This is a genomic window from Rhodanobacter sp. IGA1.0 (assembly GCF_040208325.1).
Lineage (GTDB): Bacteria > Pseudomonadota > Gammaproteobacteria > Xanthomonadales > Rhodanobacteraceae > Rhodanobacter > Rhodanobacter spathiphylli.
On record NZ_CP157948.1, the window covers coordinates 3,126,369 to 3,140,237 of the forward strand.

The following is a 13,869-nucleotide window of genomic DNA, read 5'->3' on the forward strand; positions in this document are numbered from 1 at the left end:
CTCCGGCCCGGTTACCAGGATTGCTGACGAAACCCCGCGCAGAAACCGTCAGGCAAGGCATCGCTGCAGTTCCTCGCGCAGATCCACCAGGTCCTCCACGCCCACCGACAGCCGGATCAGCCCGTCGCTGATGCCCAGCCGCTTGCGGTTGGCTGCCGGCACCGAGGCGTGGGTCATGATCGCCGGATGTTCGATCAGGCTTTCGACGCCGCCCAGCGACTCGGCCAGCGCGAACAGTTCGCAGCGCTCCAGCATGCGACGGGCCTTCTTCAGGCCACCCTTCACCTCGATCGTGATGATGCCGCCGAAACCGTGCATCTGGCGCTTCGCCAGCGCGTGCTGCGGATGGCTTTTCAGGCCCGGATAGATCACCCGCTCCACGGCGGGATGCTTTTCCAGCCACTTGGCCAGCTCCAGCGCGCTGTCGCAATGCGCCTTCATGCGCAGGTGCAGGGTCTTCAGCCCGCGCATGGCGAGGAACGCATCGAACGGGCCGGCCACCGCACCGACCGAGTTCTGCAGGAAGCCCATCTGCGTGGCCAGTTCCCTGTTGCCGGCGACCACGATGCCGCCGACCATGTCCGAATGGCCGTTGAGGTACTTGGTGGCCGAATGCAGCACCAGGTCGGCGCCGTATTCCAGCGGCCGCTGCACCATCGGCGAGCAGAACGTGTTGTCGACCACCAGGATCAGGCCGTGCTTCTTGGCGAATGCGGCAACCTTGCCCAGGTCGACCAGCTTCAGCATCGGGTTGGTCGGCGTTTCCGCCCAGATCATCCTGGTGTTCGGCTTCAGCGCCGCCTTCATCGCCGCGGTGTCATTCAGGTCGACGAAGCTGAAGTCCAGCCCCGCCGAGCGCCGGCGCACCTTCTCGAACAGGCGGTAGGTGCCGCCGTACAGGTCGTCCATCGCGATCACGTGGCTGCCCGAATCGAGCAGGTCCAGCACGGTCGCCGCGGCGGCCAGTCCCGACGCGAAGGCGAAGCCGGCGACGCCGCCTTCCAGATCCGCCACGCAGCGCTCATACGCCATCCGGGTCGGGTTCTGCGTGCGCGAATACTCGTAGCCCTGGTGCACGCCGGGACTCTTCTGCACGTAGGTCGAGGTCGCGTAGATCGGCGTCATGATCGCGCCGGTGCTCGGATCAGGATGCTGGCCGGCGTGGATGGCGCGGGTGCCGAGGCCGTGCGGGGCTTGCTTGCTGCGTTTGTTCATGATGATCCGTGATATCCCCGGGGCGGGATCTGCTGGCAAAGCCGCTATCTTACTCGTCGCGGCGCACCCTGCCGAACCTCGACGGGTGCATCCATTCATCGAAGCTTACGGATGGGAATGCGTGAATTTTGCGTCGAGCATGCGCTCGCGTATTGCACATCGCACCGGGACACGCGATCTTTGGCTTTCGCAGCCTTCCTCGTCGACCTGACTCGTCGAGGGGCTTTCGTTCCAGTCGAGACCCGTTGATGATGAACAGCCCAATCACTTTCCCGTCCGCATTGCTGCTGGAGGGGGTCGTGGACGGCGTCACCAATCACACCGTGCACGGCTGGGCCTGGTTCCCGGATGATCCGGTGCGAGCGGCCAGCATCGAAGTGCGCGCCCACGGCGCCGTGCTGTGCCGCGGCGAGGCCGACACCATGCGTGCCGATCTCGTCGCCGCCGGGAAGCGCAACGGCTATTGCGCCTTTGCGCTTCGTCTGGAGGCGACGCTGCCCGAACCCGGCACTGCGCTGGAAGTCGTTGCGGTGGAGGCATCCGGCGTCCAGCCACTGGTCGGCAGCCCGGTGGTGATGCCTGCAGCCGCGCCTGCCGAAAACAGCGACATCCTGCCCATCCCGTTGCACCGACCGGGCCTGCACGGGTCGCTGGATCAGTGCGGGCCCGCGCGTATCCGCGGATGGCTGCGCTGGACAGACGGCACCCAGGCATCGCCGAACCTGGTGCTTCGCGAAGGCAGCCGCGAATGGATGCGTTTTGCGGCCAATCAGTGGCGGCCGGACATTGCCGAACTGCATCAGGGCGACGGTTGCTGCGGCTTCGATCAAGCGCTTCCCGACGAACTTCGCGACGACCGCCTGCACGAGCTGCGGTTGTGCCTCGCCGACGAAGAGGCGTCGCCGTTGGCCATGCCGTTCCGGGCGATGACCTCGCCAGCTTCGCCGGAGAAACTCGCCACCCGCGCGAAATTGCCGCCTCCGCTGTCGCGCCAGGTGGTCGCGGAGCCGCTCACGCTGTCCGTCGTCGTCAACTTCTACAACATGCAGCGTGAAGCGGCGCGCACGCTCACCTCGCTGACCCGCGCCTATCAGGCCGATTCCGCGGATCTCGATTATGAAGTTCTGTGCATCGACAACGGTTCGCAACCGCCGCTCGACCCCGACTGGGTGGCCAGCTTTGGCCCGGAATTCCGGCTGGTGCGGCCAAGCCGCCAGCACGCCTCGCCTTGCGGTGCGCTCAACGAGGCCGCGTTGGCGGCGCGTGGCAAGTATCTGGCGGTGATGATCGATGGCGCCCACGTACTCAGCCCCGGCATATTTCGCGAGGCGCGCCAGGCCTGGCGCGAGCATGCCGGCGCGGTGGTCGCGGTGCGCCACTGGTTCATCGGCGGCGACCAGCGCTGGCTGACCCTGGTCGGCTACAGCCGTGAGCAGGAAGACAAGCTGTTCGAACGCATCCGCTGGCCTCTGAACGGCTATGACCTGTTCCGCATCGGCACGCCGATGAGCGAGAACCCCGAGCCCTGGTTCGACGGCCTCAGCGAGAGCAACTGCCTGATGCTGCCCACGGAGCTGTATGACCGCATCGGCGGCTTCGACGAGGCTTTCGATCAGCCTGGTGGCGGGTTCGCCAACCTCGACCTGTGGCGTCGGACCTGCACGGCTGCCTCCGCACCACTGGTCGCACCCATCGGCGAGGCCACCTTCCACCAGTTCCACGGCGGCACCACCACCAATGTGGATGACGTCGAAAAGGACTTGCGCGTGCGCGCCTATGCCACGGCCTACCGCACGCTGCGCGGCGAAGACTTCGCCATGATCGAGCGGGGCCAGCTCACCTTCCGTGGCCAGCTGCGTTCCGAGTTCGCCACCGGCATGCGCCAGCGCACGCTGATGCCGATGCGACTGGGCGTCACCGACGAAGTGCGCCCGGGCAAGCTGGCCGCCCACTTCGATGACGGCGCCCAATCGCACCTGCTGTCCGTGTATGCCGAATGCGGTCTGCAGCGCGATGTGCGCTGGCTGGGCCAGCCCACCGGCATGGCGCCGGCCGACCTGAACAGCTTGCAGGACATCATCCATCAGATCCGGCCCGATGCCGTGATCGGCGTGGGCGTGGAGCGAGGCCTGATCGCCTATCTCGACAGCGTGCTGCAGGCCGCCGGGATCGGGGGCGCGCGCATCCTGCACGTGGCGGACGACGCGGTGGCGACGTCCGCCCGGATCACCGGCATGGTCGGCACGCCTGCGGATGCCGCCGCCCCGACCGCGGCCCGGCTCTGGGCCGGCACGGCCGAGACCGTGCTGGTGCTGCACGCCGCCGGCGATGCGGGCCGCTTCAACGGCGACACCTTGGCAACGTGGGGGAAACTGGTTTCCCATCGCTCGTACATGATCTGCGTGGGCACGGTTTTCGGCCAGCCCTGGCTGGGCTACTCGACGCGGCAGCACTACAAGACCCTGCGCGAGTTCAGCGAAGGCAACCCGATGTTCGTCATCGACCGCAGCTGGACGCGACAGCTGATCACCACCTGCCCCTATGGCTACCTGCGCAAGATCGGCGGCGGCGTCAACGCAGCCAGCTACGATGCCGCGCTGGACGAGCTCGGCACCGACACGCCCCTGGATCTGGAGAACATGCAATGAATCGTTTCTGGCAGCGCTACATCCGTCCGATCTTCGAGACGGTGCAGCCCCGGCAGATCATGGAGATCGGCGCCGAATACGGCTGGAACACCCGCCAGATCCTGGCGTTCTGCCGTGACAACGGCGCGCATGCCGACATCATCGATCCGGCGCCGCTGCCGAGCCTGCGCGAGGAACTGGCCAGGTTCGGTCCAGCGGAATACCGCTTTCTCGCGCTGAAGAGCCTGGCCGCCATTCCGCAACTGGAAGCACCCGACATCGCGCTGGTCGACGGGGATCACAACTGGGCTACGGTGTTCAGCGAACTCAACCTGCTGCAGGCGCGCGCCGAGCAATGCGGCAAGCTCCCGCCCATCGTGCTGTGCCACGACGCGGCCTGGCCGTATGCGCGACGCGACATGTATTACAGCCCGGACGACCTCGACGGCTGGCAGCGGCACCCTTACAGCTACAAGGGCATGCTCCCGGACCAGTCCGAACTGACCGAGCAGGGTGTCAATGGCTGGCTGGCGAATGCCACGCATGAGGGCGGGCCACGCAACGGCGTACTCACGGCCATCGAGGACTTCATCGCCAGTTCGTCCACCGAATGGAGCCTGCGCAAGCTGCCGTTCTTCAACGGCCTGGCCATCGTGGTGCCGGCGCCGCGCATGACGCCTGCGCTGCAATCACTGATCGACGGCTTCTTCGGCGGCGACGCCATGCTGGAAGCCAGCAAGGCGCTGGAATCGGACTGCATCCAGTTGCGCGCGATGCTGTGCCGGGCAGAGGCCTGCCTGACCCGCCGCACCGAGGCGCTGGAACGCGCCCGCGCGCTGATCGATGCGCAGCAACAGCGCATCGCCCAACTGGAGAACCGGGCGGTCGCCGGCATCGACTGAAGCGGCGACCGGTCAGGCCATGCCGCGCCTACAGCCGGAGCGGCACCTGGTTGGCGGGGTACGCCGTGGGCGCGAAGAACCATGACTCGATCGCGTAGCGATCCCGGCTGATCGCGGCCGGGATGCCGGTACGGTGCACGAAGAAGTGGTCGAACAACAGGGCGTCGCCGGGTTCGAATTGCGGACTCCTGGTGCCACCGGCCCCGGCAACCTGGCGGACCATTTCCGGCCCCACCGACCAGTCGAAGCTGGCGCCATGGCTGCCGGTCGGCAGGATGCGATCCACGCGCTGCGGGAGCACCTCCAGGCCGGAAGCCTCGACCCCACAGGGCGACAACGCCATCCAGATGTTGAGGCTCCTGATCTCGGTGCCCATGAACGCGCCGTCCTGGTGCCAGTCCGATGCCCGGATGGTGCTGGGCACGCAACGCAAGGTGGATTTGCCCACCGACATCATCGCGGGCTCGCCGAAATAGTCGGACACCACGCGGGTGATGCCCCGGCGCTCGAGCAGCTCGGTGAGTTCATAGAGCATGCGCGGGGAGTCTGCCAGCCAGACGCCGCCGTTGCCCTCGACCCAGGGACGGGCCACGCCGAGTTCGCAATCGGCGGGCAGCGCCAGGCGGGAGTACCAGGTGTCGGGAAACTCGCCCTGGCCTCCATCGTGCCAGGCCTGGCAGGCATCCAGTGACCGCTTGACGCCTTCAGCCAGCATCGCGGCTGTCGCCGTATCGAACAGGCCACGCACCAGCAATGCGCCGTGCTTGCGGACGCCGGCTGCCACCGTGCGGGCGTCGAGCTCGCCGGCCTGCACTTCGGGAATGCCCTCGACGTGCTCGAAGCGGTCCGCGGCATCTCCGGCCCAGCGATCGGGCACGGTGGAAACAGGCACCCCGGCCTGGTAGGCCTCGAAGCGGCAGGTCGCGAGGAGACGCTCCAGGCGTGCATCCTGATGCCGGCGACGGGCAGCGGTCAGACAGGCGATGGCCTCGTCGTGATGTCCCTGCGCCCGGCATGCATCGGCGAAGTTCAACGCCGCATCGGGCGAGTCAGGCGCGTTCATCGGGAGTTCTCCAGTGGACGGATCCAGTCGTTGTTCGTCGCAGAGGACATCGACTAACCGCCGGCTCTGCGACAGGAAGTCATCCTCTTCGGGCGGCACGGCGGGCGAACCGGTGCCGTCCAGCACATGTTGCGAGAAGAGTTCCATGACCCGCCGCACGCCCGGCTCAAGAATGGTGCGGCGGTCCGGCGCGAGGTATTCGCCGCCACCTGCAGTGATGATTTCGTAGGCAGGAAAGTAGTAGGCCCCGTCCTGCCGCGCCAGGGTCTCCGCCGCCACCCGCAGCACGGATTTGGAATACGTCGTCGCTGCCAGTACATGCTGCGACTCGGCGGTGGCCGCCAGCGGAACCGGCGAGACGGTCAGGATCAGGCGCAGGCGCGGATTGATCGCGCGCACCTCGCTGATGAAGGCGCGGAGATCCTCCACTACCTCCTGCACACCCAGATTGACCAGCACGTGCCGTTCGGCGTCAAAGCGCCCCGCGGCGACACCGGGGCACACCGGATAGGCCGCACCATCGAGGCGGGAAACCCAGCACTCGGTGAGCCCCAGCGTGAACACGAAGACGTCCATTTCCGAGAAGGCGCGGCGAACCGCGGCAAAATGCTGCCGGCGATCCTCGGTGTACTCGCGCATCGAGCTGAACCCGCCCGGCTGGATCGTGGGCCGGAACGGATCGAACCAGCCACCGTCCTGCTGCCAGCAATCTTCGACCGGTTGCATCCGTCCGGTCGCCCGTCGCCACAACTGCAGCAACTGGCGCGAGGTGTAGATGTTTCCGTAACGCGCGGCGTAGACGCCATAGCCATACGCCTCGGCCAGCCTTGCCGGCATCAGCGGATGCGCCGGCTCCGTCTCGAACAGGGGGTAACCCTGGTCGCGCAGGTGACGCGCCACGTGCTGGGCGAAGCAACTGCCGGCCGTGACGATCTTCGCATCGCTGCCGATCCGCCAGGGCGGCGGCAAAACAGGATCGATGACGGCAAGCTCGCGGCCGGCCATCGCCCGACTCCATCGTTGCCGATCCGGTGCGGAAGCATAGGGATGGGTCACGCCCGTTGCCTCATCTGCGCCAGCACCAGTTCACCGTAAGCATCATTCGCATGTGCACCGTCGCCATAATAGCCGTCAAGCATGAAGCCGTCGGCGTCACTCGTCCCGGCCGGTGCCTCGACAAAAGTGACGCCGTTGCCGCTGCACCATGCGCGGAGAATCTGCGAGTGCAGCCGCCACAGCTTGTAGCGCAACGCCGCGGGTGAAATTTCCCTGCAGCGGTCCGGAAACATCACCCACGGCACGTCGGCATGCATGCGCAGGGCGTCGGCCGAGGGCGGTGGCGGCTCGATGTGGAACATCGCCCCGCTGGCCAGCCGGCGAACCTCGCCCATCAGGGTCAGATATTCGTCGGTCATGGATTGCAGAATCCGCCTGACCGCGGTGGCCGGCAACACTTCGGCCGCCGGGTCGAGGGCCAGGTCCGGCTCGTCGGGCAGCACGAAATCGAAACGCCGCGGATGCACCAGCATGCCAAGCACCACGTGCGCCCCGCCGCCCACGAAGGAGAACACGGGACCGGCGTGTCCGATCAGCGCCTCGCGGATGTCTTCGGCGAATCGCGGCTGGCCGCCATCGTTGACGATCGCTCCGGGCAAGTCCCAGAAGTTGAACGCGCGCAGCGGGACCCCCGCAGTGACGGCGGCGCGCGTCACGCACGCAAGATGGCTGTGGCCTATGCACAGCAGTGGCATGGACTCCTCCAATCGACAGGCTCCCGACCCGGCCATCAGTGCACCGGAGTACCGGCGTGCGCCCTGGGCTGGTGCGCGGCCTCGCCAGGAAGCTGCACCCCGGGCTTCGCCTGGCGCCAGTCCCGTGGCGGGAAGGCCAGCGTGAACGGTTCGCCGCGCAGGGTCAGGTTGGGGTTGTACGCCGGGTCCCGTTCAAGCTCGACACCCCAGCGCTGGCGCATGAAACCCACCTCGCGCTCGAAGCGTGCCTGCTTCTGCGGCGTGTCTTCGTGTCCCCGCGAGGCGGACTCGTGATGGTACAGCTCGGCATGAGGCGTCCACACGTTGCTGAAACCGGCCCGGCGCAGGCGCAGACAGAAATCCACGTCGTTGAAGGCCACTTGCAACGTGGCGTCCAGACCACCCACCTGCTGGTAGACCTCGCGTCGCACCATCAGGCAGGCGGCGGTCACGGCGCTCATCGTCTGGGTCAGTCGTGCACGCGCCATCTGCCCCGAATGCCCGCGCGGCATGCCGCAGTAAGGATGCGCCGCAACTCCATGCACCCCCGTCACGACCCCTGCGTGCTGGATCGTGTCGTCCGGGTAATACAGCATCGCGCCGACCGCGCCCACGTGGGGGCGCATGGCGTGGCTGGCCAGTTCCTCCAGCCAGTCCGGGGTGATCACCTCGATGTCATTGTTGAGCAGGCACACCAGCGTGGAAGCGCACTCGCGCACCGCCTCGTTGTTGATGACCGAATAGTTGAATGGCCGGTCATGCGCGCGCACGCTTACATTCGGCAGCGCCGCGAGCCGGGCAAAGTAGGCGATCGAGGCCGGCTCGACGGACTGGTTGTCTACCACCACGATTTCATAGTCCGGATAGGTCGTGCGCTGGAGAATCGATTCCACGCAGCGGCGCAGCAGGTCGATCCGGTCCCGCGTCGGCACGATGATGCTGATCCGCGGTGCCGGCTCGGGCAACGGATGGCGAACCCGGAAGGCGCCATGAATGCCTTCGATCTCGTGCACCTCGGCGGCCAGCCCCTGCCGCGCAAAGTGCTCCTGCACTGCGCGCAGCCCCGCCGTGTGCGCGTAGCCCTTCTGATCCACGCCCTGCGCCGTGGAGCCGTCGATGGCGCGCCAGTGATACAGCACCATCGGGATGTGCCCGATCTGGTCGGGCCGCAGTTGCTCGCTGCAACGCAGCGCAAGATCCCAGTCCTGACTGCCCTCCAGGCCCTCGCGGAACCCGCCCAGGTTGGTCAGCAGCTCGCGTGAATAGACGCCCAGATGGCTGACGCAGTTGTGCCCGCACAGCAGGTCGGGATTCCAGTCCGGCTTGAAATACGGATCGTAGCGCCGGCCCTCGGCGTCGATCTTGTCTTCGTCGGAGTAGGCCATCTGCCACTGCGGATGCTCGCGCAGCGCCTCGCTGACCGTGGCGATCGCCTGCGGGTGCAGTTCGTCGTCGTGATCGAGCAGGATGACATGGTCGCCGGTCGCCAGCGCCAGCGCGCTGTTCGAGGCCGCCGAGATATGCCCGTTGCATTCGCGCCAGTGGATCTGGATGCGCGGGTCGCGCGCGGCGTACTCCTCCAGCACGTTGCGAACCTGGGGCTCAGCGGAGGCATCGTCGGCCACGCACAGCTCCCAGTCGGGACTGGTCTGCGCCAGCACGCTGTCGAGGCAGCGGCGCAACCAGACTTCCGCCGTGTTGTAGGTCGGCAGCAGGATGGAGATCAGCGGATTGCCGGCTCGCGAAGCAGGCGCTGGCTGCCGGTCGTAGAGCCGAAGCCAGCGCTCGTAAGTCGGTGCCTTGCCGCCGCGCCGGGTATAGCGTCCATGCAGCCAGCTCGCGAAGGCGCGACGGCCACCGCGCTGGCGCAACTCGGCCCAGGCTTCGCGCCGGAGGGCACCAACCTGCCCGCCCTGCGCTTCGTGTGCTTCGGCCACCGAACGCCACATGTGCCAGCTGGCTGCAATTCGGCCCAGTCGCACCAGGCTCATGTTCCGCGCGCGCAGCCTGCATGGTTCACTGGCCGGATCGAGCCGCAGGCGATGGATGTCGTGCGTCAGCAACACCACGCCGCTGTGCCGCCTCCGGCCGGGGTCGAAGAAGCCCAGGCGCAGCGACCAGTCCTCATGCATGCCCCATCCATAGTCGAAGTACAGGGTCGGCTCCAGCCGGTCGCCATCCAGATCTTCCAGCTCGATGGACAGCAGGTACCAGCCCGCCCGGACCGGGAAGCGCTGACTCACGCACTCGAACTGGGGGTCGTTGCCGTCGGACTGCCAGCCGCCCTGCACCTCCTCGATCGGCTGCAGCTGATGCAGCGGGCGCAGCGCAACGGCTGGCCCGTGCAGATGCCGCGCCGCGCGGCGCAGGCGCCGCAAAAGCCTGCGCAGCAAGCCGCCGCGCTCGATCCGGGGTTCGCCGCCCGAAGTCATCGCGCGCGTCCCAGCAGCCTGCGCATCCGCGCAACGAAGCCCCGCGCGGCAAGCGCATCCACCCCCTGTTGCAGGCGTTCGAGCGCCGCTTGCGTGTCGAGCTGTTGCCGGGCCGACTGCTTCACCAGCACTTCGAGTTCGCTCCTGACCGCTGCTGCCTCGTCCATCCGGACCTGCTGCTGGGCCTGCTGCTGGGCCAGGCTGGAGGCAAGCCCCTGCAGCTGCTCGCGCTGGTGCGAGAACCCCAGCAGGAGGTGCTGCAACTGCTGCCGCCGTTCGGCCAGTTCGGCGGACTGCTCCCGCAGGGCCTGGCCTTGTTGTCCGAATTCGCCGCTCATGGCCAGCAACTGCTCCCGCTGGCCGGCAAACTCGCGCAACAGGTTCTGCACATCGATCCGCTCACGCGACAGATGCACCATTTCGACGATCGATTCCGATTGCCGCTCGAGCAGGCGATGAAGCGCCGGACGATCGATCACCACTTCGTACTCGACCCGGATCGCGACCTCCAGCCATTCGCCGGGAAGTCGCTGCGGCAGCGCGCTGCCGATCTCGAATTCAAGATGGGGATCGCTGTCAAAGCTGGCCAGACGCACGCCATGTGTCGCCTGCGATGGCAGCAACTCGCCGTGCACATGCCCCAGCCGGCCGGGCAAGCCGCTCAATTCATGCCACGCTTCGTCAGCTTGCGCGCGCCACGCGACACGACCCAATCCGTAGATGCCGGGATGGTCCGCCGGATCGATCCGCAGGTAGTCCGGCGTGGTGTCCGCGGGCAGCCGGAATTGCAGGTCCAGCACGCCCTCGAGCGCATCCGGTGCCATTGAGACCATGCGGCTTTCGTCGTAGCTCTCGTCACGCCGGCGGTAGTACAGATGCGTGCCGGGTGGCGGCGCCTCGACCGGCGTTCCCTCGACCGGATGGCCATCCGCGTCGACCAGTTTGCCGCCCAGCGCGGCAAAGAATCCCCGCACGGCCTGCGGTGCTTCCGCTGCCCTGCGCATGAACGCGGCGAATGACGGCGGGATCCGTGCACCCACCGCCACCACGCCGAGGCCATGGCTGTGTTCGAACGCGAAAGACGGGTAGCGCGCGGCCAGTTCGTCAAAAAAGCGCCACACGCCGAAGTCGCGCCCACGTTCCCCGGTATCGTGCAACAGCACCACCGCGCGTTCGCTCAGCCGGGGCAGCCAGGTCTCGAAATCGTGACGCACGGCATCGTAGGTATGGAGCCCATCGATGTGCAGCAGGTCGATGCTCCCCTCGGCAAACTGCCCGACCGCATCGTCGAAGCGTGCACGCAGCAACCGCGAAAAGTCGCCGTAGAGCGGATCATGCCGCGCGCGCAACGCCTGATAGACCTGTTCTCCATAGTGCAACGCATGGGCGTCGCCCTGCCAGGTATCGACGGCGCTGCAACGGCAGTCCAGCTCAAGCGCCCGCACGGCCTGGCAGAACGCCATGTAGGAGTTGCCCGAATGCGTGCCGAGTTCGACCAGGGTACGCGGGCGCAGCAGGTCGACCGCCAGGAAGGCGAACGGAATGTGGCCAGCCCATCCATACGGTGGCACCAGACGCGGGTTCAGCAGAAGCAGTGGATGCTCTTCGAGGAGAAAGTCAGGCGTCATCAGTCAACCGTTCAACACGAATGTCCAGCATCGGTATGCCGATCAGTCCGGCTACCATGGAACCACCCTCGGCGGTAAAACGCAGCGCTTCATGCAGCCAGTGCTGCACGACGTGCTGCTCCTGCGTTCCCTCGGAAACACCTGCGGCCACAAAATATTCCCCGGGTATCAGCCGCGGCATCACGAACTGGAAGTTGGCGCAAAACCGCTGCCCCGCGCTGACCGCGAAGTCGCCCCCGTGGCTGATGGCCGTATTGTCGCCGAACATCAGCTGCCCCAGACGGTTCTTCACGTAGAACCCGGTGATCGCATTGTCCAGGGCTTCATCGGCGATCAACTCGATCCGGAGCGTCACACATTCACCGGCCAGTACCAGGGCGACATCGCGTCCCTGCTCGTTGCAGATCGAGACATGCACGATGCGGACCTTGCACTCGCCGAAGCCGTCCTCCTCCGGCTGGAAGGGGAATATTTTCATGTCGTTGCGCAACGCGGAGCGGTCGATCAGCTCCTGACGCGGATCGACCTGGCGTCGGGTCGAAGGCTGGGGGCGTTCCTGCAGCTTATGCCCCTGCGCCCCGATCCCGTGCTGCCGTTCGACCAGCGAGGCCTCGATGTAGGCTTCCATCACCTTGCGTGCCGTGCCGATCTGCTGCACCCGGCCGTGTTCGAGCCAGATCGCGCGGTCGCACAGGCTGGTCACCGCGCTGCCATCGTGGCTGACGAACAGCATGGTGCCCCGCTTGCGGAACTCACGCAGGTAACGCATGCACTTCTGCATGAAGAACGCATCGCCCACGGCCAGCGCTTCGTCGATGATGAGGATGTCCGCGTCCACGTGCGTCACCACCGAGAACGCCAGCCGCATCACCATGCCGGTGGAGTAGCTGCGCACCGGCTGGTCGACGAAGTCGCCGATCTCCGCATAGGCGAGGATGTGCTCGATGCGGGCATCGATCTCGTCGCGGCTCAGGCCCAGGATGGCGGCGTTCAGATAGACATTCTGGCGACCGGTGAAGTCGGGATTGAATCCGCTGCCCAGTTCCAACAGCGCCGCCACCCGGCCATGGATGCCGGCGCGCCCCTCGGTCGGCTTGAGCGTCCCGGCGATCAGCTGCAGCAAGGTGGATTTGCCGGCGCCGTTGCGACCGACGATGCCAAGGGTCTCCCCGCGATGAACCTCGAAGTCCACCTCGCGCAGGGCCCAGAACTCACGGTAGAAGCGTCGATTACCACCCAGCAGGCTCTGCCACATCCGGTGCACCGGCTTGTCGTAGAGCTGGTAACACTTGCCCAGCCCACGCACCTCGATCGCCACGTCGACGGCGGTGCCCGGCATGGGGACGGTTTCAGAGGACATCGGCGAATCCATCGCGCGTGCGCTGAAACCAGGCAAAGCCGAACAGCGCCACGGCGATCGCCACCAGGGTGTAGGTGCCCAGTGCTGCCCAGTCCGGCGGCTGACCGAACAGGACGATCTGGCGCGTCTGTTCGATCATCAGGGTCAACGGATTGAACGCGAGCCAGTCACGATACGGCTCATGCAGGGTCGAGGCAGGATAGAAGACCGGGCTGAGAAACATCAGCATCGCCGAAAGCACGCCGGCCACCTGGGCGATATCGCGGATGAACACACCGAGCGAAGCCATCAACCAGCTCACGCCGCAAAGCAGGAGGACGTACGGCGCGTACACCAGTGGCAGATACAGCACCACGACAGGAATCGCATGCTGCGAGAGCAGCACGAACAACAGCAGGACCAGCAGGCTCAGCGCCGCGTTGAAAAGGGACGATGCGACCATCACGCACGGCAGGATGGACAGCGGGAAAACCACCCGCTTCACCAGGTTGCTCTGCGAAACGATCACCGACGGCGCCCGCATCAGGCACTCGGCCAGCAGCGAGTGGATGATCATGCCGCAGAAGATCATCAGCGAAAAATCGACTCCGGACTTCATGCCGGGCCAGCGCATGCCGAGGAAAACACGGAAGGCCAGGGTATAGACGGCCAGCATCAGCAACGGATTGATGAAGGACCAGAGCAGCCCCAGGAAGGATCCGCTGTAACGCCCTTCCACGTCGCGTCGGGCCAGTTCCCAGAACACGTCTCGCCGCGCCCAGAGGCGGCGCGGCAGGGACAGATTTGCCAATTCCATCGTCTCTCCAGATGCTGCTTCGGACACCACGCCATGCACGCGCGACATCAACCCTCAATGAACCCGTCCCGCCGGCAGCGTCCTTACTTGCCTCC

General features: G+C 66.4%; 9 protein-coding genes. 2 read left to right on the plus strand and 7 right to left on the minus strand.

The genetic code is table 11. The features are described from left to right. Positions 1-48: 48 nt before the first annotated feature. Entirely contained in the window at positions 49-1,215 is a 1,167-nt protein-coding gene (locus ABNK63_RS14115; protein ID WP_007807584.1) for a PLP-dependent aspartate aminotransferase family protein, read from the minus strand. Positions 1,216-1,466: 251 nt separating this feature from the next. Here ABNK63_RS14115 and ABNK63_RS14120 point away from each other — a divergent pair, with 251 nt between their 5' ends. Both ABNK63_RS14120 and ABNK63_RS14125 read left to right on the plus strand, forming a co-directional pair. Further along, entirely contained in the window at positions 1,467-3,863 is a 2,397-nt protein-coding gene (locus ABNK63_RS14120; RefSeq protein WP_350015984.1) for a CmcI family methyltransferase, read from the plus strand. Then, entirely contained in the window at positions 3,860-4,744 is an 885-nt protein-coding gene (locus ABNK63_RS14125; RefSeq protein ID WP_350015985.1) for a class I SAM-dependent methyltransferase, read from the plus strand. The genes ABNK63_RS14120 and ABNK63_RS14125 overlap by 4 nt, the downstream gene beginning before the upstream one ends. A 28-nt stretch (positions 4,745-4,772) precedes the next feature. Here the strand turns inward: ABNK63_RS14125 and ABNK63_RS14130 are convergent, their stop codons facing one another. Genes ABNK63_RS14130 through ABNK63_RS14155 form a run of 6 tightly spaced genes read right to left on the minus strand, consistent with a single transcriptional unit; the run spans position 4,773 to position 13,822 of the window. Next, on the minus strand, positions 4,773-6,863 hold the full coding sequence (locus ABNK63_RS14130; RefSeq protein WP_157582078.1) for a GSCFA domain-containing protein: 2,091 nt from the start codon (positions 6,861-6,863) through the stop codon (positions 4,773-4,775). Further along, positions 6,860-7,558, minus strand: a complete 699-nt coding sequence (locus ABNK63_RS14135; RefSeq protein WP_007807576.1) for a hypothetical protein — start codon at positions 7,556-7,558, stop codon at positions 6,860-6,862. The genes ABNK63_RS14130 and ABNK63_RS14135 overlap by 4 nt, the downstream gene beginning before the upstream one ends. Before the next feature lie 35 nt (positions 7,559-7,593). Further along, the gene (locus ABNK63_RS14140; protein WP_007807574.1) at positions 7,594-9,990 is read right to left on the minus strand and encodes a glycosyltransferase family 2 protein; all 2,397 of its coding nucleotides are present in this window, start codon (positions 9,988-9,990) and stop codon (positions 7,594-7,596) included. Beyond that, positions 9,987-11,618 carry a class I SAM-dependent methyltransferase gene (locus ABNK63_RS14145; RefSeq protein WP_007807573.1) on the minus strand — a complete coding sequence of 544 codons (1,632 nt, stop codon included), beginning with the start codon at positions 11,616-11,618 and terminating at the stop codon, positions 9,987-9,989. The genes ABNK63_RS14140 and ABNK63_RS14145 overlap by 4 nt, the downstream gene beginning before the upstream one ends. After that, positions 11,608-12,990, minus strand: a complete 1,383-nt coding sequence (locus ABNK63_RS14150; protein WP_157582075.1) for an ABC transporter ATP-binding protein — start codon at positions 12,988-12,990, stop codon at positions 11,608-11,610. Before ABNK63_RS14150 ends, ABNK63_RS14145 begins: the two co-directional genes overlap by 11 nt. Beyond that, on the minus strand, positions 12,968-13,822 hold the full coding sequence (locus tag ABNK63_RS14155) for an ABC transporter permease (protein ID WP_202946800.1): 855 nt from the start codon (positions 13,820-13,822) through the stop codon (positions 12,968-12,970). The genes ABNK63_RS14150 and ABNK63_RS14155 overlap by 23 nt, the downstream gene beginning before the upstream one ends. Positions 13,823-13,869 lie beyond the last annotated feature (47 nt).

Bases quoted from the DNA above. Each gene is read 5' to 3' on its own strand.
- ABNK63_RS14145 (WP_007807573.1), bottom strand. From the start codon at position 11,618: ATGACGCCTGACTTTCTCCTCGAAGAGCATCCACTGCTTCTGCTGAAC.
- ABNK63_RS14120 (WP_350015984.1), top strand. From the start codon at position 1,467: ATGAACAGCCCAATCACTTTCCCGTCCGCATTGCTGCTGGAGGGGGTC.
- ABNK63_RS14125 (WP_350015985.1), top strand. From the start codon at position 3,860: ATGAATCGTTTCTGGCAGCGCTACATCCGTCCGATCTTCGAGACGGTG.
- ABNK63_RS14140 (WP_007807574.1), bottom strand. From the start codon at position 9,990: ATGACTTCGGGCGGCGAACCCCGGATCGAGCGCGGCGGCTTGCTGCGC.
- ABNK63_RS14150 (WP_157582075.1), bottom strand. From the start codon at position 12,990: ATGGATTCGCCGATGTCCTCTGAAACCGTCCCCATGCCGGGCACCGCC.
- ABNK63_RS14155 (WP_202946800.1), bottom strand. From the start codon at position 13,822: ATGTCGCGCGTGCATGGCGTGGTGTCCGAAGCAGCATCTGGAGAGACG.
- ABNK63_RS14115 (WP_007807584.1), bottom strand. From the start codon at position 1,215: ATGAACAAACGCAGCAAGCAAGCCCCGCACGGCCTCGGCACCCGCGCC.
- ABNK63_RS14135 (WP_007807576.1), bottom strand. From the start codon at position 7,558: ATGCCACTGCTGTGCATAGGCCACAGCCATCTTGCGTGCGTGACGCGC.